The organism is Glycomyces sp. YM15, assembly GCF_016918015.1.
GTDB lineage: Bacteria > Actinomycetota > Actinomycetes > Mycobacteriales > Micromonosporaceae > Glycomyces.
In genome coordinates this window covers 32,020-51,754 of sequence record NZ_JAERMK010000021.1, presented here as the reverse complement: position 1 = coordinate 51,754, position 19,735 = coordinate 32,020, and the positions used below count along the sequence as shown (strand labels likewise).

At 68.2% G+C, this 19,735-nt stretch carries 17 protein-coding genes; 16 read left to right on the top strand and 1 reads right to left on the bottom strand.

Features of this window, described 5'->3' with window-relative positions:
• Positions 1-5 precede the first annotated feature (5 nt).
• From JHY01_RS20635 to JHY01_RS20595, 9 genes are all read left to right on the top strand, one after another.
• On the top strand, positions 6-827 hold the full coding sequence (locus JHY01_RS20635) for a site-specific DNA-methyltransferase (protein WP_205327580.1): 822 nt from the start codon (positions 6-8) through the stop codon (positions 825-827).
• 37 nt (positions 828-864) lie between these two features.
• Positions 865-2,397 carry a phage portal protein gene (locus JHY01_RS20630; protein WP_205327579.1) on the top strand — a complete coding sequence of 511 codons (1,533 nt, stop codon included), beginning with the start codon at positions 865-867 and terminating at the stop codon, positions 2,395-2,397.
• Positions 2,397-6,737: a phage minor capsid protein gene (locus JHY01_RS20625; protein WP_205327578.1), complete on the top strand. Its 4,341-nt coding sequence runs from the start codon at positions 2,397-2,399 to the stop codon at positions 6,735-6,737. Before JHY01_RS20630 ends, JHY01_RS20625 begins: the two co-directional genes overlap by 1 nt.
• A complete protein-coding gene (locus JHY01_RS20620) occupies positions 6,727-6,996 on the top strand; it encodes a hypothetical protein (protein WP_205327577.1) in 270 nt (89 codons plus the stop codon). The genes JHY01_RS20625 and JHY01_RS20620 overlap by 11 nt, the downstream gene beginning before the upstream one ends.
• A gap of 228 nt (positions 6,997-7,224) precedes the next feature.
• Complete coding sequence (locus JHY01_RS20615; protein WP_205327576.1) at positions 7,225-9,864, top strand: phage minor capsid protein; 2,640 nt, start codon at positions 7,225-7,227, stop codon at positions 9,862-9,864.
• Positions 9,857-10,126, top strand: coding sequence for a hypothetical protein (locus tag JHY01_RS20610; protein WP_205327575.1), 270 nt, complete (start codon positions 9,857-9,859; stop codon positions 10,124-10,126). The genes JHY01_RS20615 and JHY01_RS20610 overlap by 8 nt, the downstream gene beginning before the upstream one ends.
• Positions 10,127-10,225: 99 nt before the next feature.
• Positions 10,226-10,636: a hypothetical protein gene (locus tag JHY01_RS20605; protein WP_205327574.1), complete on the top strand. Its 411-nt coding sequence runs from the start codon at positions 10,226-10,228 to the stop codon at positions 10,634-10,636.
• A gap of 108 nt (positions 10,637-10,744) precedes the next feature.
• Positions 10,745-11,653 (top strand): P22 phage major capsid protein family protein, encoded by a 909-nt coding sequence (locus tag JHY01_RS20600; protein ID WP_205327573.1) that lies wholly within the window; start codon positions 10,745-10,747, stop codon positions 11,651-11,653.
• Positions 11,653-12,027 carry a hypothetical protein gene (locus JHY01_RS20595; RefSeq protein ID WP_205327572.1) on the top strand — a complete coding sequence of 125 codons (375 nt, stop codon included), beginning with the start codon at positions 11,653-11,655 and terminating at the stop codon, positions 12,025-12,027. Before JHY01_RS20600 ends, JHY01_RS20595 begins: the two co-directional genes overlap by 1 nt.
• 22 nt (positions 12,028-12,049) lie before the next feature.
• On the opposite strand, the gene JHY01_RS20590 is transcribed toward JHY01_RS20595, so the two are convergent.
• Positions 12,050-12,340 (bottom strand): hypothetical protein, encoded by a 291-nt coding sequence (locus tag JHY01_RS20590; RefSeq protein ID WP_205327571.1) that lies wholly within the window; start codon positions 12,338-12,340, stop codon positions 12,050-12,052.
• A 20-nt stretch (positions 12,341-12,360) separates the two neighbouring features.
• On the opposite strand from JHY01_RS20590, the gene JHY01_RS20585 reads away from it, so the two are divergent.
• From JHY01_RS20585 to JHY01_RS20555, 7 genes are all read left to right on the top strand, one after another.
• Positions 12,361-12,714, top strand: coding sequence for a hypothetical protein (locus tag JHY01_RS20585; RefSeq protein ID WP_205327570.1), 354 nt, complete (start codon positions 12,361-12,363; stop codon positions 12,712-12,714).
• A 28-nt stretch (positions 12,715-12,742) separates the two neighbouring features.
• Positions 12,743-13,177: a minor capsid protein gene (locus JHY01_RS20580; protein ID WP_205327569.1), complete on the top strand. Its 435-nt coding sequence runs from the start codon at positions 12,743-12,745 to the stop codon at positions 13,175-13,177.
• 66 nt (positions 13,178-13,243) lie between these two features.
• Positions 13,244-13,720 carry a phage tail tube protein gene (locus tag JHY01_RS20575; RefSeq protein WP_205327568.1) on the top strand — a complete coding sequence of 159 codons (477 nt, stop codon included), beginning with the start codon at positions 13,244-13,246 and terminating at the stop codon, positions 13,718-13,720.
• Positions 13,720-14,247, top strand: a complete 528-nt coding sequence (locus tag JHY01_RS20570) for a hypothetical protein (RefSeq protein WP_205327567.1) — start codon at positions 13,720-13,722, stop codon at positions 14,245-14,247. The genes JHY01_RS20575 and JHY01_RS20570 overlap by 1 nt, the downstream gene beginning before the upstream one ends.
• A 258-nt stretch (positions 14,248-14,505) precedes the next feature.
• Positions 14,506-16,557 (top strand): hypothetical protein, encoded by a 2,052-nt coding sequence (locus JHY01_RS20565; protein WP_205327566.1) that lies wholly within the window; start codon positions 14,506-14,508, stop codon positions 16,555-16,557.
• The gene (locus JHY01_RS20560) at positions 16,554-18,614 is read left to right on the top strand and encodes a hypothetical protein (RefSeq protein WP_205327565.1); all 2,061 of its coding nucleotides are present in this window, start codon (positions 16,554-16,556) and stop codon (positions 18,612-18,614) included. The genes JHY01_RS20565 and JHY01_RS20560 overlap by 4 nt, the downstream gene beginning before the upstream one ends.
• Positions 18,615-19,733 carry a DUF5047 domain-containing protein gene (locus JHY01_RS20555; protein ID WP_205327564.1) on the top strand — a complete coding sequence of 373 codons (1,119 nt, stop codon included), beginning with the start codon at positions 18,615-18,617 and terminating at the stop codon, positions 19,731-19,733.
• Positions 19,734-19,735: the final 2 nt, after the last annotated feature.

Below are 19,735 nucleotides of genomic sequence, written 5' to 3'. Positions count from 1 at the left end.
ATCCCGTGGCCGCGATCAACCTCCACTGCGGTGACGCGCTTGACGTACTCCCCCAGCTGACAGCCGGCAGTGTGGACTGCATCGTCACGTCCCCTCCGTACGCGCAGCAGCGCCGAGACTCCTACGGCGGCGTCGACGAAGCCGAGTACCCGGCGTGGCTGGCCGACCGGCTCGACGCCGCCCGGACCGCGTTGACACCGCGCGCTTCCGTAGCGCTTGTGATCCGCCCGCACATTCGCAACGGGCAGCTCTCCGACTATGTCCTGCGGACGCGTTTGGAACTGCGTGCACGCGGCTGGGCGGAAATTGACGAGTGGATCTGGGACAAAGGCTCCGGCATGCCGACCGCGCCGAACGACCGGCCCAGACGGTCATGGGAACACATTCTCTGGTTCGCTCCCGGCACCACCCGCCCGTGGTGCGACCCGCGCGGGAACGGCAGGCCGCAAACGCAGCCGTTCAAAATGCAGGGCCGCTTGTTCCGCAACGGGTACGGCGGCCACAAGCTGCGTGCGAAACCGTACGTTCCGCATCCGATCTCACGCGGCATCGACATTGCCCGCTTCCGCCTGGGCCAGAACATCACTGGTGACGACGTAGCGCATCCCGCGCCGTTCCCTCCTGCGCTCGCCGGATGGATCCTCCGCTATATCTGCCCGCCCGATGGCCGCGTTCTCGACCCGTTCGCCGGTTCGGGCTCCACCGGCGTTGCCGCACTCATTGAAGACCGGGCTTTCACGGGCGTCGACATCCACCCCGAGTACGTCGACCTCATGCGCCGCCGGTTGACGCCGCCACCTCCGGCCGGAACTGCACGCGTCCGCTGACGACCTGCCACACAACTGCATATGGAGACCTTCGCTCATGCCGCTGCCTACCGCCGATCAACCGTGGCCGCCGAAAGCGCTCGAACCTGTCCGCGTCAAACACGCCGAATGGGGCGCCTGGTGGTCCGGTGACGCTGAGGCCCTGGCCTCGATCTACGGCGGTCAGGCTTCCACGACCCTGAACAACCACCCGGCGCAGTACCGCGGCGGCGTCCAGGGGACCCTCGCGCGCATGTGGTGGGGCCAGCCTCTCCCCGTGGGCGAGCAGCGAACGAAACTGCACGTGCCGCTCGCCGCCGACATCGCCGCGAAGTCAGCGGAGCTCCTGTTCGCGAAACCGCCGACGCTCACCGTCACCGGAAACCCCGAAGCGACCGCGTGGCTTGCCGACCGGATGGCGGGCGGCCTCGCGGCCACGCTCATGGAAGCCGGCGAAGCAAAGTCGGCGCTCGGCGGCGTGTTCCTGCGGATCTGCTGGGACCGGAACGTTGCCGGTGAAGCGTGGCTGGACACGGTCGACGCCGACCGGGCCTTTCCTGAATGGCGATGGGGACGCCTTGCGGCCGTCACCGTCCCCACCGTCCTCGAGCACGACGGTTCGACCGTCATCCGGCATTTGGAACGGTACGAGCCGGGCGTCATCCTCCACGGCCTGTACAAAGGCACCGCTACTCGCCTGGGCCGGCAGCTGCCGCTCACCGCGCACCCCGTCACTGCGGGCCTCGCGACCGGTTCGGAACGTGAAGCGGCCGTGGCGACCGGGACGACCGGTCTCGCGATCGCGTACCTGCCGAACGTCCGCCCGGCTCCGCTGTGGCGGCACGTGCCGACCGCGGCCGGGCTCGGCCGCGCTGACATTGCCGGTTCGGAACCGCTCCTGGACGCGTTCGACGAAACGTGGTCGTCGTGGATGCGGGACTTGCGGCTGGGCAAAGCCCGCCTCATGGTCCCCCACGACTATCTGCGTCCCGGCGCGCCCGGTGAAGGCGCCACGTGGCACGCCGACCAGGAAGTGTTCACGCCGCTGCGGATGCTGCCGTCCTCGGATGGCGGCCCGCAGATCACCGCGACGCAGTTCGCGATCCGCGTTGAGGAGCACTCGCGGACCGCTCGTGAACTCATGCATCAGATCCTTCGCAAAGCCGGGTATTCGCCTGCGTCGTTCGGGCACGAATCGGAAGGGCCCGCGGCCGTGACGGCGACGGAGTTCCGCGCCCGCCAGTCCGCGTCGCTCGCCACGCGCGCGAAGATGACCCGGTATGTCGCGCCGCCGCTCGCGCAGATCACGCAAGCGCTCATGGACGTCACGCGCGCCGTGTTCGGTGCGGACGCCGCCCCCGAGCCCGGCCCGGTCCTCGTCGACTTTGCTGACGCGGTCCCGAACTCCGCACTGGAGGACGCGCAGACGCTCCAGGCGCTCAACATTGCCGAAGCAACGTCAGTGCGCACCCGCGTGGCCCTCCTCCACCCGGACTGGACCGCTGAGCAAGTCGACGCGGAAGCTGCCGCGGTCGCCGCTGAGCGCGGCCTTGGCCCGATCGGTGACCCGGGCAGTTTCACCGGGGCCTGATGCCGGTCTCCCGTCTCACTGGGGAACCGTTCGCGGCCCCGGTCGCGGCGCACCTGGTGCCGTTCACTGACTCGGTCCTCGCCGCCGCTACCGGAGCGTTGCGCGACGGCACGGCCATGGGCCGTTCCGGGATGCTGCGTGCCTACCAGGACGGCGCCCGGCACCTGGAAGGCTTGCACCTGTCGTGCCTGCGCGCTCTCGTTGGCGCGTGGGCAGCCGGTGCTGCAGCGGCCGGGCGCGACCTTCCCGGTGCCGCAACCGGGTTGGACGCTGACGACGTGACGGCCCTGCGGGCGTTCGCGGACGGCTCCAGCCACCAGTCGTTCCTCCAGTTGCAACGCCAAGTGCCGCAGCTCGCGGCGGTACGCACTGCGGCCAGCGACCTGTCGCACGCGCTGCAGGATGCGGCCGAGTCGTCTCGCGCGGGCACTGAACACGCCATGCACGCAGTGAACGAAGCGGCGAACGCCAGCCCGGAGCCGGAGGCCGCTCGCGGCCGCGCCTGGGACCAGTTTCTCGCCAAAGGCGTGCGAACGGCCGCTGACGACCACGGCCGCACGTGGGAACTGACCGAGTACGCCGACATGGCCGCACGAACCGCTAGCGGCACGACCGCTGTCGACGCGTACTTGCACGTCCTCACCGGCAGCGGGGTCGCTTCAGTGACCGTGTCCGTATCAGCGGAGCACTGCCCCGTCTGCGCGCCTTGGGAAGGGCGCACGCTCGCGCTCACCCCGGAAGGAGCCGACCAGACCGCACCGGGCAGCTCGACGGCCACGCTCGCCGAGGCGCGCACGGCTGGCCTGCTCCACCCGAACTGCCGGCATCGACTGCGTGCCTCCACTGCGGCCGCACCAACTCCAGATGAGCCTGAGCCAGCGGCCGCCTCCGAAGTCCGCAAAGCCGAACGGCGCGTGCGGCGTCTCGAACGGCAAGCCGCGTACGCGATCGAAACGTCCACGGGCCGCCGTGCGGCGGCTGCTGCCGCCAAGGCGCTGACCGAACTGGAGGCGTTGCGTCCCACTGCGCCAGCGACAAGTCTCGACGCTGACCTGGACGGCATGGCCGACCAGTCACCGCCGGAAGGCCCGAACGGCTGGGTGGTCTCCGCCGCCGACCTCGTCCGGCCGTGGAACCCCAGCGACCGACGCGAAGCCCTTCACGAGCTCCTGGAAGACGAACCGTTGGACGTGCCCGGGTTCGGGCCCGTGACCGTCGACCTGCAGGACGTGACCATCTCGGATACACACATCTCCTTCAAAGGCGACCTGCGCGGCCCCGGTTACGTCGTCGGCTCGTTCGACCACAGCATCACCCGCGACGGCGACACAGTCGAAGCCCGGCATGACGAACTCGTCATCTTCGACGGTTACCGAGGGAACGGGATCGGGTCGGCATTCCACGGCCGCCTGCTCGACTGGTACGAAGACTCCGACGTCAACGCGTTCACCCTCACTGCCGGGTACACCGTCGGCGGGTACGCGTGGGCTCGCGCCGGATTCGGTTTCGTGAACGAAGACGACGCCGAACGCATCCTGGAACGACTCGACAACCACGTCCGCCAACTCGACGTACTAGCGGAGCCGCTGCGGGCCGCGCACGACGACGGCCAGCTAACCGACCGTGAAACCGCCGGCCTGGCCTGGATGGAAGCGCAAATCACTGCGGGCCAAGCGGTCCGGGACCGTGCCAGCAGCGCCGCTTTCGGAACGCCTGCGTACCCGACGCCAGCTGACATCGCGAACGCGGGACGCACGCACCCGCTCCCGGACGGGTTCACCGACATCGGGCTTGAGCACCACATCGGGAAAGCAACCCTGCTCGGCTCAAGCTGGGACGGCATCAAATATCTGGCGCCGCAACGCAACTCCGGGAACGCCGTACCTGCCGCGGCACCGACAACCGCGCCGCCTCGCCCCAGCGAACTCCCGGCCGGCCCCGGCAACTGGCCGGTATCGGCCGCCGACCTCACCCGTCCCTTCCCCGACGACGCCCGCCGCGAAGCCGTCCAGGCCCTCTTCGAGAACGAACCGTGGCTCGTGCCTGGACTCGGTGAACTCACGTGCGACCTCAAGACCGTGATCGTCAACCGGACCGGCGTCGAAGCGAACGGCAACCTTCGCCTCAATGGCACCATCGTCGCCCGGTTCGACCGTTCGATCTACGTCGAAGACGGCATGCTCCAAGCAGCCCACAGCAGTCTCACCGTCGACAATGACTTCCGCGGGCAAGGAATCGCCGCGGCGTTCAACAACCGGCTGTTCGGCTGGTACCGGGAATCAAACGTCGACGCCGTCACCGTCTCCACAGCCGACATCGGCGGGTACGCATGGGCGAGAGCCGGGTTCAGGTTCCTCACCGAAGACGACGCGCACCATGTCATCGGCCGCGTGAACGAGAACCGGCGCGCGTTCAACCAATACGCGGCAGACCTGCGACGCACGTCCAGGGAACGGCCGTTGACGGAAGCGGAAGCAGCTGGGCTGGCGTGGATGGAGGCGCAGCTCGACGCCGCCGACCCGATCTTGGACCGCGCGGAAACGCACGAGTTCGGCACCCCAGGGTTCCCCACCCCGAACGAGTTCGCGTCCATCGGCCGGAGCATTCCGGCACCAGTCGGCCTCACTGGCGAGATCTACTCCCAGCATCTGGGGAAGCACGCCATGATCGGCGCTGGCTGGGACGGCATCATGTTCCTCAACCGGACACCCACCTCCCGTACTGATTCGGATGCGGACCCTGGCGCGGAAGGCAGCGCGGACGAGGCCACGCCGGAGCCTGACGCCAGCAGTGACGACAGCCCGGCCGCGGACAGGATCACGGTCCCGATCGGGCAGTTGCTCACCAGCCCAGGCGAACAACCGCAAGTGGCAGCGGTTCAAGGGTTCGCGCAGCAGGCGGCTCGCGAGTACGCGGCCGTGCACCCCGATGCGCCGTACCGGCTCACCGACGCCGCAGTTACGCCTGAAACCGGCGCAACCACGTTCTCGTACAACGTGGTCGACACGGCAGGGAACTGGGCAGGGTTTGCCGAATACACGGCGCGCGGCGACGACACGGACCCGATCCTTGAGCTGACGAACACAGCGGTCTCCGGGCCCGTTCGTGAATTTGCTGAAGCGTTCGCGCTCCAGTGGCAGGTTGACGCGGACGCCACACCTGGACTTGACGTCCACCCGTCCGCAGTGCTTGCCGGCGGCGTCGACCCGGCCGCCTCGCCGTTCCTGCGACGGGTTCGCCAAGCGGTCGCTGACGCGACCGACGCGTTCCAGTACGACAGTGACGCGAACCCTGACGGGTACACGCTCAGACGCGTCGGGCTTGACGTCGCCGGAACCAGCACCAGCATCGAGTTCGACGTCATTGATGAAGATGACGATTTGCTTGGCACGATCATCGTCCGCGTAGGCGCTGACGGGGCCGCGCTCACCGACTCGTATCCGGCGGCTTCCTTCCCGGCGTTCGCTGACGACCTCGAAAGTCTCGGGGAAGCGTTCGTCGGAGCATGGAACCGGTCGCCAGTCCCAGATGCTGCGCCTTCCGCGAACGCGTCGGGCCCACACGCGTTGCCCGGTCTCGGCAACGAGCAGTTCCCTATCCTCGCGAGCGACTTGTTCGCATCGGACCTGCCGCTTCCGGCTGTGCGCGAAGCAGTCGCGGACGTGTTCGAGTTCGGTGATTGGGACGGGTTCGGCGTTGAGGTCGCCAGTGTCAACCAGGCCGGGGACTCGTGGACGATTCGCGGTGACTTCATCGTTGACGGCGTCAACGCGGGGCCGTTCACCCGGACGATCGTTCGCGGTGACGACGGCATCGACGTCCACCACACGTACTTGCACCTGGGGCCCGAGTTTCAAGGCCGCGGCATTGCGAAAGCGTTCAACGGTCGTCTCTTCGACTGGTACCGGGCCTCACGCGTCCGCCGCGTCGAAGTGTATGCGTCGCTCGACGTGGGCGGATACGCGTGGGCTCGCGCAGGATTCACCTGGGCGGAAGAAGCCGACGCGAACGACATGTGGCGCCAACTCGCCGCAGCCGCCCGCCGGTACCAGGACTTGGCGGCAGCGAAACGCGAGCAAGCCACCGCGTACGCCGCCGACCCGGTAGCGGCCGAGTATTTGAGGGCGGAAGCTCACGCGTTCGAGCAGCAGGCACAGGCGGCGTTCGCGTTCCTGGAACGCGTTGACGCCGCCGCCTGGGGCAGCCCGGACTACCCGAGCCCGAAGGACCTCTCCGAGGTGGGCATGCCACCTGGAAGGTCGCGTGAAGCACAGTGGATCGGGAAAGAAGTCCTGCTCAGCCTGCCTTGGAACGGAGTACAATGGATTGATGGAACCTGAAACCCCTAGGGCGAAACAGCGTTCGGCACGGCCCGAACCTGAAACTATCGCGATGATGGCCGAGCAGCAAGCCGCGCAGGCCGCTTGGCTTGCGAAGTACCGCGACCAGTACCCGCCCGACCCGGACGCACTCGACGAAGACGGCGAACCGCTCGACCTGCTCGCCCCGCCTGAGATCGTGGCCGAGCTCGAAACTGCACTGGCTCGCATTCGCGAACGGCACACCGCCGCTTACAACGAACGCGTCGGGAACCAGTAACTCCCGTCCCTGAACGCTGAAGCCGGGTCCGAACCCTACTGCCGGACCCGGCTTTCGCTTACCCCTACAACTGCATAGAGGACACCGGCGTGCGCGACAGGTCATGGGAAGGCTCGCATGCCTGTCGGCCGTAGCAGCGTCACCGGCACTGCCGGACCGCTCGCGGCCGCGGTCACCGACGCAACCGAGCCGCTGATGCGTCTTGCCGGTCGCCTCCTGGGCGCTGGCATGTTCGACGACGCCCCCGATCAAGCGTGGCTGCAACTTGAACAAGCGTCCCGCAGGGCACGCCAGCACCTTCGCGAAGCGCTGCGCCAGGCCGTACCTGCGGTCGCGACCGCGTACATGACCGGCGCGGACGCGCTCCTGGCCGAACTGGTGAACGCCGGAGCGGAAACGACGGCGAACGAGCTCGGCGCGCCGCTCAGCCCATTGCAGCAGTACACGACCGGTGGGCCGCTCACGTTCGACCAGGCCGCGTCGGACCTTCCCACAGTGAACGCCGCAGTTCGGGAAGCCGCGGCTGACCTCATGGTCGACCTGGACGGCGCTTTCACGGCCGCGACTGCGCGCCTCGACCGGGCCATCCGGGAAGCGTCGAATCAGGCCGGGTTCACCGGTCTGGCACGCGAGACGCTGCGGAACGCGGCATGGAACCGGTTCTTGGACCGGGGCCTGACCATCCCTGACAATCAGGGCCGGAACCTGCAATTGGGCTCGTGGGCAGAGGCACTGTGCGAGACGCGTCTGACGCAGACGGCAACGGACGCGTACCTCGAGTTCGCGGGCCAGGCCGGCATCGAATGCGTCGTCGTGTCCGTCTCTCTCGAGCGGTGCACGATCTGCCGCCCGTGGGAAGGCCGACTGCTCGCGACAGGCGACGACGCCCTGACCGCATACACACGTGCAGGCGGTCGGCCCGTCCCGAAAGGCACGCTCGCTACGGCTGTCGCTGCGGGCCTGTTCCACCCGTACTGCCGTCACGAAGTGTCCGCGTGGATGCCCGGCGTGACCGCACTGCCGGACCGCGGCCCGGACAACCCCGGCGGATATGCAGCGGCGCAGCGTGAACGCGAGATCGAACGCGCTATCGAGAAGTGGGAACGGAAAGCGGACCTGGCGTTGACGCGCCTGGACCGGCTCTCGGCGTCCCGTCGCGTGAACGAATGGCGGGCGAAGCTCACCGAGCATCGCGCGGTCGCATCCGGGTTCCTTGCCGCTGCTCAACCGGCCGAGGCGCCTGACCTTGCTGCGGGATTGGCCGCGATCTTCCAGTCGCCGTCCACACGCGGCGCCGACACTGATCGTGACGCTGACTTTGAGCCGGGTACGGATGCTGTGCCGTCCCTTGGGGTGCCGCCTGCAGCCATGCTCGCCGGCGGTGACCCACCGGAGGACGTCCGGACGCTCCGCAGGCTCCGGCAGGCCGCTTCCGATGCCGCTGACGCGTTCACGAGCAACCCGAACTTGAACCCGGACGACTACCTCCTGCGCATGACTGCCGTCAAAGCGCAGCCGTCCCGGACTGCCGTCACGTACCAGGTGCTTGACGAGAACGACGACCCGTTCGGCGCGATCACCGTGTTCGTCACCGACGGCGGCGACGGGCCCGAAGTGACCCTGTCGGCCGCTGACGCCTACCAGGACTACCCGACGTTCGCTGACGACGTGCGAAGCCTCGCTACCGATTTCGTGGACGCCTGGAACGCCTCAAGCGCTGCTTCGCCTGACGAACGAGTTTCAACCTTGGGCGTCGACCCGGCTGGAGTCCTGTTCGAAGGGACCAGCCGTGACGCGCGCGCCGTGAACTATGCCCGTTCGGTCGGTGAACAAGCCGCAGAAGCGTACGCGGACCAGTTCGGCGACTACGTCGAGTTCGACGACTTGACCGTTGTCGGGACCACCACGTACGTCGACTTTCTGCACTTTCCCGACCCGGGCGACGCCGAACCTGCCGGACGGTTCCGGATCGGCGTCACCGGCACGAGCGACCAGGCCGAGACTGTCGAGGTCACGTACGCGCGTGCCGTCAACGTCGGCGGGGACGACCGTATCGATGACATTGCGGCCCAGTTCGCTGACGCTTGGCAGCGTGAAGTTCCTGCCGGGGCCATCGGCGGGCGCGGCTATCCGGTGCTCGCTTCCGACATGTTCGGCGGGAGTCTCGACGCGGTCCGCGACGGCATGTACGCGCTGCTCGAAGAGCATGACTATGACGGTTTCACGGTCGAAGTCGCATCGGCGGTCCGGACCGGGAAACGTTGGAAGGTCAAAGGTGACCTGCTCGTCGACGGTGTCTCGGTCGGCAGTTTCGAACGCTCCCTGGAAGCGGACGGGGACCGGATCACCGTCCATCATGACTTCCTCAGCATTGAGCCGGAGTATCACGGCAGTGGCATCGCCACGTCGTTCAACCGGCACTTGACCGACTGGTATCGGGCTTCCGGTGTCGAGTCGATCCGTGTGTACGCGGCTTTGGAAGCAGGCGGGTACGCGTGGGCGCGAGCAGAGTTCGAATGGGCGTGGGAAAGCGAAGCAACGAAGATGTTCGCGGCGCTCACTCAGACCGCGACCGCGTACCGGTCCATGGCCGCTGCTCGCCGCCGGCAGGCAGCCCACCGGGACACGCCTCCAGCAAGCGCAGCGGACCTACTCGCTCGCGCTGACGAACTCGAAGCGCAAGCGCAGGCAGCGTTCGCGTTCCTTGAACGAGTCGACCAGACCCCGTGGGGCGACCCGAACTATCCACAGCCGTACGACGTTTCCGAAATCGGTAGACCAGCGAACGCGACACGTGACCAGCATTGGATCGGGAAGGAAACCCTGATCGCGACGTCTTGGCACGGTGTAAAATGGATCAATGACTGACCGATCCCCAACGGCTGGAACCGAACCTGCCCAGCGCCCGTCGCCGGAGCGCATCGCGATGCTGCGTGACATGGACGCAGCGACGCGGGCGTGGCTCGACAAGTACGCGGGCACGTACCCGGCCGACCCTGACAGTGTCGCGGACGGTGAACCGCACGACCTGATCGTGCCCGAGACAGTCCGCGCTGAACTGGACGAAGCGCTCGCCGCGATCCGCACAAAGTACAGCAACGAGTACCAGGCGCGTACCAACGGCGAGTGACACTGCCGCCGAACGCCATCAACTGAACACACGCTTTCGTAAGGCCAGGCCCGTTCACGGTCCTGGCCTTACGTCTACCTCGAGAACAGGAGAGCACCGTTGAGCGACCCCACTCCGCCCGCGCCCGGCCCCGCTACCCCGCCCACCTCGGCGCTGTCGGCCGCTGACGCGCTCGCGAAAGCCGAATCGGCTCTGCGCGCCCGCGATGTTGAACTGGCCGTGTACAAGAACGCCGGGAATGCCGGTCTCGACGCGGCGGCCCTGCTCGACTCGCGGTCGTTCATGGACCGCGTGAACGGCCTCGACCACGCCACCGAGTCGTACCAGAGCGACCTGGCCGCGCTCATCGGCGAAGCGGCCACCGACCCCCGGTTCACCACCGGCCAGGCCGCGCAGGTCCCGGTCCAGTCCGGGCCTGACGTGACCGGCACGGCCGAACCGGCGAAACGCGCCGACCAGATGAGCGTCGACGAGCTCCGCGAAGCTCGCGCCGCCCGCCGCAAGCTGTAACGCCGCGACCCGGATTCAATCCAACCTGAATACGACCACACCGTATTCAAGGAAAGCCCGTTTTCCTTGAACGTGCACTGCTTCACAACTCAATAAGGACAACTACATATGCCTAACACCCTGCTCACTGCGCAGACCATCGCCCGTCAGGCGCTCGCGAACCTGTACGAGACCGCGGTCGCCGCGCAGCTCGTCCACCGCGACTTCGAGAACGACTTCGCTTCCGGCACCGGCGCGACCGTCCGCGTCCGCAAGCCCGCCGTGTTCCAGGCGAACGAGTTCGACCGCGAGAACGGCGTCCAGATGCAGGACGCGAACGAGGGTTTCGTCGACGTGACCCTCGACCACCTCGCCGACGTCAGCTTCGCGGTCACCGCGGAGGAAATGTCGCTCGAAATCACCGACTTCGACGCCCAGTTCCTCACCCCGGCAATGGAAGCGATCATTCAGAAGGTCGACCGCGACATCATCGCCGCGCTGAACACTTCCGTGACCGCGACCGTCGGCGGCGTCGCCGCGAACGTCGAAGGTGAGGACTACAACGGCTACAACGGCGTCTTCCCCGCCTCCGACTCGCGCGTCCTCGTGCAGGCTGCCGCGGCCCTCGACGGCGCGAAGGTCCCGTTCACCGACCGGCGTGTCATCGCCGGCCGGAACATCAAGGCCGCGTGGGCGGCCGAGCGCACCTGGCGTTCCGCTGACCGCGCCGGTTCGACTGAAGGCCTGCGTGAAGCGTCCATCGGCCGCGCCAGCGGTTTCGACACGTTCATGTCGCAGAACGAGACTCCGGACCAGGCGCTCGCGTTCCACCGCACCGCCGCCGCTCTGGTCTGCCGCCCGCTGGACCTGCCGCGCGGCGCGCAGAACGCCGCCGTGGAGAACTACAACGGGCTGTCCATTCGTGTCGTCTACGGCTACGACATGGACCGCAAGGAAGACAGGATCTCCATCGACTGCCTGTACGGCGTCAAGGTCCTCGACGCGGCCCGCGCGGTCAAGATCGTTCCGGCCGCCTGATGACGGTCGTCTGGGCTACCCCGGCGGACTACCTGGCGTGGGCAGAGCTCGACTCTGCCCCGCCGGGGCTCGGCCGGGCGCTGACCGCAGCGGGCAGCGCCGTCCGCTCGGCGACCGTCACCGCCCGGTATGACACTGGCGCAGACGGGCAGCCGCTCGACCCGGACGTGACCGAGGCCCTGCAGGAAGCCGTGTGCGCACACGCGGCGTACCTGCTCGACCTGGGCGACACGACCGGCGCCGCCACGGGCACCGAAGTCGCTGTCGGGTCCGTGCGCGTCAAACGCGGCGACACGACCGCGCTCGCTGCCGAAGCGCTGCGGATCCTGCACGATGCGGGCCTGGCCGGCAGCCAGCCGCACGTCATCGGATAGGCGGCCGCGCATGCTGTTCCCTTCAGCGCTCGGCCGCCACCAAGTGACCGTCCACCCGTATCTGGGTTCCGGTGGGACCGGGCCCGTGTTCGGTCCGGCTGTCGCCGTCCGCGGGTTCGTTGACCGCGGCAACCGGCTCGTCAAACGCGCCGACGGTTCCGAAATCACGGTGACGGCCACGGTAATCCTCCCGGTGGAAGCCATCGACGGCCTCCGGGTCGCTTCCCGGATCACGTTCCCTGACGGCACGACCGGGACCGTGCAAACGGTTCTCAGGCGTGACACGGGCGGCCTCGCGGACGGCCTGAACCATTGGGAAATCGGGTGCACCTGATGGCATCCCGAGTGCGAAAGACGTGGAACGGCCGCGCGGTCGCGAAGCTTGTGCACGCGAAAGCGGGCGAAGGCAACACGGCCGCTGCGGACGTTCTCCTGGACGGCGCGCTCGACCGTGTTCCCCGCGACACGAACGAGCTCGCCGAGACCGGCACCGTCTCGGCCGAGAACGGCGGCCGCGCCGCTGCCGTCGCGTTCGGCACTGACTATGCCGCGGTCCAGCATGAAGACCTCACGCTCGAGCATCCCGGCGGTGGCGAAGCGAAGTTCCTCGAGAACGCCGCGCACGCCGAACAGGGCCCGATGCTGCGGGCGGCCGCGGAACCGCTGCGCCGAATGCTCGGCGGCTAACACCCACTCCCCCAACCTTGGAGGTCCCTTGTTCCCTGCCCTCATCACCGGTCTCGCCGACGACCTCGCGGCCACCACCGCCTGCGTGTGGCGGCCTCACGGCGTCTACCAGGACAGCGAAATCGGCATTGCCGCCGGTGACCTCCCGGCCGAACCGGACCGGGCGGTCGCGCTGCGCGTGTACGGGTTCGTCTCGGACGGGCAGGGGGACGAGACGGTCCGCGTCCAGGTGCGTGTCCGCGGCCTCCCGCACGACCTCGCCTCGTGCGAGGAAGTTGCTGACGAAATCCGGGACCGGCTGTCGTTCCTGGAGCGCGTCACCATCGGCGGCTACGCCGTCTCCGGCGTCATCCACGAATCGGGGCCGCTGCCGCTCGGCACGGACGAGAACTGGCGGTACCACGTGACCGACAACTACCAAGTCCTCCTCGTTCGCCCCACACCCGCAACCGCAGACCGCTAACAGGCCCAGTTCGCCCCGAACTTGCACTGCGACAACCGCATACACAACTGAATAAAGGAACGACGCATGTCTGAAGTGACCGCGCTCGCGCGCCGCTACGCCATCGAAGTCAACACCGGCACTGCCGAAACCCCCACGTGGTCGCGTCTGCTCGGCGTCCGCGAGTTCTCCCCCACGATCGAGCCGACGCACGAGGACGACTCCCTGTACGAGCACGACGGCTGGGTCGGCAACGTCCGCACCGGCCTCGCCTGGTCGGCTGAAGTCGTCATCTCGCACCGCGTCGACGCCGCCACGGGCGCTTACAACTCGGTACACCGTCACCTGCGGAACTCCGCGATGGCGTTCGGGGCGGGTTCGCTCGTCCCGATCCGCTACTTCGACCGGAACGGCGCCGTTGACGACGCTTGGGAAGGCGAAGCGCTCGTCACGTGGGAGCCCGAAGGCGGGGAGCACACCAACCCCGACCGGGTGACCGTGACCCTCACCGGTAACGGCCCGCTCGTGGCCATCACGAACCCGACTGCGCCGGTGACGCCGTAATGAGCGAGTTCAAGGACTTCGCTGAACTTGACCGCGGCTCGGACCTGAAGCTCCCGATCGCCGGGACTGTGTACACGATCGCTTCCCCGCCTGCCGGGGTCGGTCTGCGAGTCCAGGCGTTCATGCAGGAGCTCATGGCCGCCCAGTCGAAAGCGCTGAAGGACTCCGGCGAGATCGAGTTCGACAAGGAGGTCCTGGACGACGCCGCTGAACTCGACCTGTACCGCGACGTGCTCGGGCCTGCCCTCGAAGCGATGGAAGACGACGGTGTCTCGATCGAAGCCGTGAAGCACGCCGCGCTGACGGCGATCGTGTGGATCGCGTTCGACCGGGATGCAGCGCAGCGGGTGTGGGAGGGAAAAGCGGTAGCGGCGCCCGTCTCGAACCTGAAGGCAGGGGCGAGTTCGACGCCGCGACCGGGCTCTGGGAGTACTACGAAGGCCCCGAACCGGAAGCGGCGGCCGCGCCGGCCCGCGGCGTCGGGCGCTCCGTCTCCTGGTCCGACCTCCTCCGCCACTGGGCACTGATCGAAGCGGACCTCGCCGACTGTTACGGCATCGACTTGGAAGCGGACCCGTCCGTGCTCGCGACGAGGTCGTGGCGGTGGCTGCGGGTCCGCATCACGGGCCTGCTCGCTGCGGAAGGGTCACGAATCAACGCGATCCTCACCGCCGAGCACGACGCTGCGAAGAAGTCCCGGTCGACGTTCCGGACCCCAGCGGAAGCCGGGGCGGCCCGCCCGCCCCGGCCCCCCTCCCCCACAACTGCATAGAAGGTGAATCCGTATGGCGTTGAAGACCGGTGACCTGTTCATCGATCTCGACATGGACGTGCGCCGCTTCAACAAAGGCATGGCGTCCGCCGGGAAAGACCTCGACGTCCTGGACCGGAAAGCGACCGCGTTCGCCAAGTCTGGCTCCCAGCTCGGTATCGCCCTCATCGCGTCCGGTTCGGTCGCGCTCGCTTCAGCGCTCCTGCCTGCAACGGGCGCGCTCGTCGCGCTCCCGGCGGTCGCGGGTGTCGCCGCGGCCGGGCTCGTGTCCCTGTCGCTGGCCGTCGACGGCGTCGGTGAAGCCATGGGCGCAGCCGTCTCCGGCGACATTGACGCGTTCAACGCCGCGATTGAGGAACTGTCCCCGGCGGCGCAGTCGACCGCTCGCGCGGTCGGCGGCGCGTTCTTCAACTTGCAGGAAACCGCACAGGAAGCGTTCTTCGGGCCGGTGTCGCACGGCGCGGACCAGTTCGCGTCCCAGCTGGGCGGGCCCGTCCGGACCGGGATCGCTTCCGTAGCCGGGGAGCTTGGGCAGTTGACCGCGTACGCTATGGCGCTCGTCAACGAGTCCGAGTCCGTCCGGGGTGTCACCGCCCTGTTCGAAGGGACTGCGCAGGCGATCGATAACGCCGAACGCGGCTTCGGGACGTGGCTCAAGGGCCTCGGTGACCTCATCGGCGTGTTCATCCCCAGCATCGACGACGCTGGTGACGCTGTCGGTGACGGCTTGGCCCGGTGGGGCCAGTGGATGAGCGACATCGCAGCGTCCGGGCAGGCGCTCTCGTGGTTCCACACCGCACGCGAAGTCATGGGGACCCTGTGGTCGATCGCGTCAAACCTCACGTCCGCCCTGTACGGGATCTTCACGGCCGCTGACGGTTCCGGTCTGCTGTCCACGATCGAGTCACTGACCGCGGAATTCGCCGCTTGGGTGCACAGCGCCGAAGGGCAGCAGCAGATCGTCGCGATCATGTCCGTCCTCGGCGACATCGCCGGGCACCTGATGACGATCCTTCCGCTGATCGCCTCGACCTTCGCCGGGATCGTCGCCGCGATCGACGCGCTGCCGGGCCCGGTCCAGAACGCGATCACGTTCCTGGGTGCGCTCGCGGTCGCGATGCAGTTCCTTGCCGGTCTGGCCGCGGTGAAAGCCGTCCTCGTGATGGTCAAGTGGGCGATGACGTTCGCTTCGATCATCGCCGGAGCGACAGCGGCCGCGGGCCGTGTCATGTTCGCCGCTGGGCAGTTCGCGCTCGCTGGTTTGCGCATGGCGGCGATGGCGACGACGACTGCAGCGCGGGTTGTCGCGGGCTGGGTCCTCATGGGCGCGCAGGCGCTTCTGCAGGGCGCGCGTATGGACGCCGGGTGGGTGCTCGCGATGGGCCCGGTCGGGTGGGTGATCGCAGCCGTCGTGGGCCTGGCGGCGTTGATCTTCGCGAACTGGGACTCCATCGTGAACTTCACAAAAGCCGCATTTGAGAAAGTTTCATCGTGGCTGCAGGTGCCGTTCCAGTGGGTCAAGCAAAACTGGCCGCTCCTGCTCGCGATCCTGACCGGACCGATCGGCCTAGCCGTCCTCGCCATCGCGAAGCACAAGGACTCGATCCTGAACTTCTTCCGCGACCTGCCGAGCAACATCAAGTCCAAACTGTCCAGTTTGAGCTCGTTCCTGCTGTCGCCGTTCAAGTCGGCGTTCAACGCCGTATCGAATTTGTGGAACGCGAGCCTCGGTTCGATCCGCTGGGAAGTGCCCTCATGGGTGCCCGGCCTCGGCGGCAACTCGCTCGGCTTCCCACAGATGCCGTACCTCGCCAAAGGCGGCACGATCACCCGCTCGGGTCTGGCCATGGTCGGCGAGCGGGGCCCTGAAGTGCTCCACCTGCCTAAGGGCGCGTCCGTGAACCCGCTCGACCGCCTGGGCGGCAGCGGCCAGCAGCAGGTCAACAACCAGATCGACGTCACCGTCCGCCTCGGCGACCGCGAAATTCGCGACATCGTCGGCGTCGAAATCTCAGAACGGAACCGGGCCGTACGCCGCCGTGCCCTCGCAGGAGCCACCGGATGACCATGAACCTCACCGCTACGTTCGACCAGGCCACTGCGGCGGTCACCGTGACCGCGACGGGCCTGATCGACCACGGCACCGGCCACGTCCGCCTCGAACGCCGCCCCAATGGAGCGACGACGTGGAGCACCGTCCGGGGGGCTACAGCGCTCGCCGTGCCCGCGACCGGGTCGCTCACCGTCACCGACTACGAGTACACGCCAGGCGTCGCCAACGAATACCGCGTCACCGCGGCCCTCTGGTACGACCAGGTCACGCCGTCAACAGACCAGACCTGGGGCACCCCATGGCAGGTCCCCGCCGGCGTCACCGCAGTCACCGTGGAATGCACCGGCCCCGGCGGGTCCGCCGCGACCGGCATCGTCGCTTCCGGCGGTGCCGGCGGCGGCGCGTGGGCGTCGTCCACGATTCCCGTCACTCCCGGCGAAACGCTCAAGCTCCGTGTCGGCCGAGCCGGTGCTGCCGGTACCCCCGGCGTCGGAACGGCGTTCATTCGCGGCGAGGAGCAGATCGTGCTCGCAGCCGCAGGCGGATCCGTCACCGACCCGGGCAATCCCGGCTCTGGCGGTTCGGCGAACTTTCCGCAGTCGATCGGCAACCGGACCGAATGGGGCTGGCCCGGCGGCCTTCGCGAATCGGCGACCGGCGCGGGCGGCGGCGGTGCCGCGCCCGGCACGACCGCCGGGCACGGCGGTCCGGGCGCTTCCGGTACGGCCGGGACCGGTGGGCCAGGCGGCCGCGCCGCGTGGCCGATGGTGTCCACCTTGCGTTCGAGCAGCAGCACCACGACATCGCACGTCGCCAACGGCGTGACGTCGACCGGGCCGGGCCTGCTCGTCACCGCGTGGACCACGTGGGAACGCAACGGCGCCTACACGCTCCCCGCGTCGATGACAGCAGTCACGAACCAAGCCGGAACGTGGGCCACCCACGCCGTCGCGACCGAGACCCGCACGGCCGCAGGATCAACCGGGTCGCGGACCGCAACCGCTGCGGTCACCGACCGGTACACGTCCGCCACCGTGTTCGTTCACGGCACTGGCGTGCAAGTGGCCGCGTCCGGGCGCACCCTGGCGACTTCCGCTGCGGCCACGGTCACGCTCGCGACGGTGCCCGCTGAGGCGTGGCTGATCGCAGTCACCGCTCACGACAACGGCAACTCGGCCGCGTTCGACACCGCGCCCTCCGGCGGGCCCTGGTACCGGCTCACCGCGACCGGTGTCAGTACGACCACGTCCCGCACCGCCGTGTGGGCTCGGCAGGTCACGGCCGCCGGGCCGCAAACGGTCACCGTTGCTCCTGGTGCCGCTACGGACAACTTCCTGACGGTCATGGCCGTCACCGGCGTGCACGCGCTCGGCGGAATCCAGGGCGGCATCGGTGGTGCCACTGGCGCGTCCGGGCAGCACGGCCCGGTGCCCGGCGCGGGCGGCGGCGGTCAAGGCGCTGGCGGCACTGCCGGTCTCGGCGGTCACGGCCGTATTCACCTCCGGACGTGGGACGTCGAAACCGGACCGGTCACGACCGAAACGCCCGCGCCGACCGTGAACCGGGTGTGGCTCAAATGGCCGCAGTACCCGTCGCTGAACCGGACCGTGCGTGTCGCTGACGTGTCCGAAACGGTCAGGGCCGCAAGGAAAGGCGTGTTCGAAGTTGCGGGCCGGTCCGTGCCCGTCGTCGTCGCTGACGTGCACGCGTCCAAGACGTTCACGGTCACGTTCCGACTCGACACGTTCGCTGAAACGGAAGCGCTTGAGACCGTGCTTGCGCACGCCGGGACCGTCCTCCTTGAAACGCCTGCGGGCAGCAACCTTCCCTCGGGCTGGGTTGAACCGCTGGAGATCCGCCACGCCGGACGCGGCCCCGCCGAGCAGTCCCGGCTTCTGCAAGTGCAGTGCCGGATCGCCGCCGCACCCGACCCGTCCATCGCCGCAGCCGAACCGACGTGGGCGGCCATCAACCACCAGCACGGCACATGGGCTGCCGCTGGCGCACTCACATGGCCGCAGCTGGCCGCCGCCACAGTCACTGAACCGTCGAACCTGGTGGTCCCCTAAATGGTTGTCCCCGACGCACTGTTCGAGAACGCGACCGGCGGCTCCCACCGGGCCCGCATTGAAGCGCGGATCATCACCGCATACCAGACCGGACCGGACCCGGACGGCACTCCAACGGTCGTCTCCGGCGGCGACGTCACCTACGACGCCGGCGCTGACATTTTCGCGACAGCAGAACTGACCACGGAAGGCGCATGGCCGCGGTGGGCCCATTCGCCGCTCGCCCCATACGGCAACGAGGTCTTCCTCCGCCGCGGCGTCGACCTCGGCGGCCCGCAAGGAACCATCTGGGCTGAACTCGGATACTTCAGGATCGTCGAACCGACCGGTGAAGGCGACGGGATCATCCGGCTCGGCCTGGAAGACCGCATGGCGGGCCTCATCGACGCCCGGTTCCTCACCCCCCGGGTCCTCAAACGCGGCCGCACAGTCGGCAACGTCGTCCGCGACCTCGTCGAAGAGGTCTACCCGCTCGCCGAAGTCACCTTCGACGACGCCGCCGAGTTCGGGACGCTCAAACGCGACATCATCGTTGAAAGGGACCGGTACCAGTTCCTCGCCGACCTTGCCGAATCGCTCGGCAAAGTCATGTTCTGGGACGGGTACGGCATCCTCCAGTTCCGCACCCCCGCGGCCGCTTCCGTGCCGCGCTGGCGAATCGGTGCTGGAGCGAACGGTGTCCTCATTCGCGCGGAGCAGCGCGTGTCCCGCCGCGACGTGTACAACGCCGTCGTCGCCCGCGGTGAAGGCGCCGGTGAAGAAGCAGCGGCGCTCGGTATCGCCATTGACGACAACCCCGACTCGCCAACGTATTTCACCGGCCGGTTCGGTCAAGTGCCCCGGTTCTACTCGAGTCCGTTGCTCGCCGACGACGCCGGAGCGCGCGCGGCCGCCGCCACGATGCTCGCCAACCAGCTCGGCGTCCCCCACAACGCGAACTTGACCGCGGTCTGCAACCCCGCGGTGCGGCCGTGGGACCCCGTACAGGTGACCACGAAAGACGGCGACCGGGAACGGCACATCCTCAAAACCGTGACTGTGCCTTTGTCCGTTGAAGACGCCCTCACTGCGACCACAACCGAGCAGACACACGTCACCGTCCGCACGTACACGCCCTGACC

Excerpts from the sequence above, each read along its gene's own strand:
- JHY01_RS20560 (WP_205327565.1), top strand. The coding sequence starts at position 16,554 with ATGACCATGAACCTCACCGCTACGTTCGACCAGGCCACTGCGGCGGTC.
- JHY01_RS20620 (WP_205327577.1), top strand. The coding sequence starts at position 6,727 with ATGGAACCTGAAACCCCTAGGGCGAAACAGCGTTCGGCACGGCCCGAA.
- JHY01_RS20615 (WP_205327576.1), top strand. The coding sequence starts at position 7,225 with ATGTTCGACGACGCCCCCGATCAAGCGTGGCTGCAACTTGAACAAGCG.
- JHY01_RS20625 (WP_205327578.1), top strand. The coding sequence starts at position 2,397 with ATGCCGGTCTCCCGTCTCACTGGGGAACCGTTCGCGGCCCCGGTCGCG.
- JHY01_RS20585 (WP_205327570.1), top strand. The coding sequence starts at position 12,361 with ATGGCATCCCGAGTGCGAAAGACGTGGAACGGCCGCGCGGTCGCGAAG.
- JHY01_RS20570 (WP_205327567.1), top strand. The coding sequence starts at position 13,720 with ATGAGCGAGTTCAAGGACTTCGCTGAACTTGACCGCGGCTCGGACCTG.
- JHY01_RS20575 (WP_205327568.1), top strand. The coding sequence starts at position 13,244 with ATGTCTGAAGTGACCGCGCTCGCGCGCCGCTACGCCATCGAAGTCAAC.
- JHY01_RS20555 (WP_205327564.1), top strand. The coding sequence starts at position 18,615 with ATGGTTGTCCCCGACGCACTGTTCGAGAACGCGACCGGCGGCTCCCAC.
- JHY01_RS20590 (WP_205327571.1), bottom strand. The coding sequence starts at position 12,340 with ATGGTTCAGGCCGTCCGCGAGGCCGCCCGTGTCACGCCTGAGAACCGT.
- JHY01_RS20565 (WP_205327566.1), top strand. The coding sequence starts at position 14,506 with ATGGCGTTGAAGACCGGTGACCTGTTCATCGATCTCGACATGGACGTG.
- JHY01_RS20630 (WP_205327579.1), top strand. The coding sequence starts at position 865 with ATGCCGCTGCCTACCGCCGATCAACCGTGGCCGCCGAAAGCGCTCGAA.
- JHY01_RS20595 (WP_205327572.1), top strand. The coding sequence starts at position 11,653 with ATGACGGTCGTCTGGGCTACCCCGGCGGACTACCTGGCGTGGGCAGAG.
- JHY01_RS20610 (WP_205327575.1), top strand. The coding sequence starts at position 9,857 with ATGACTGACCGATCCCCAACGGCTGGAACCGAACCTGCCCAGCGCCCG.
- JHY01_RS20600 (WP_205327573.1), top strand. The coding sequence starts at position 10,745 with ATGCCTAACACCCTGCTCACTGCGCAGACCATCGCCCGTCAGGCGCTC.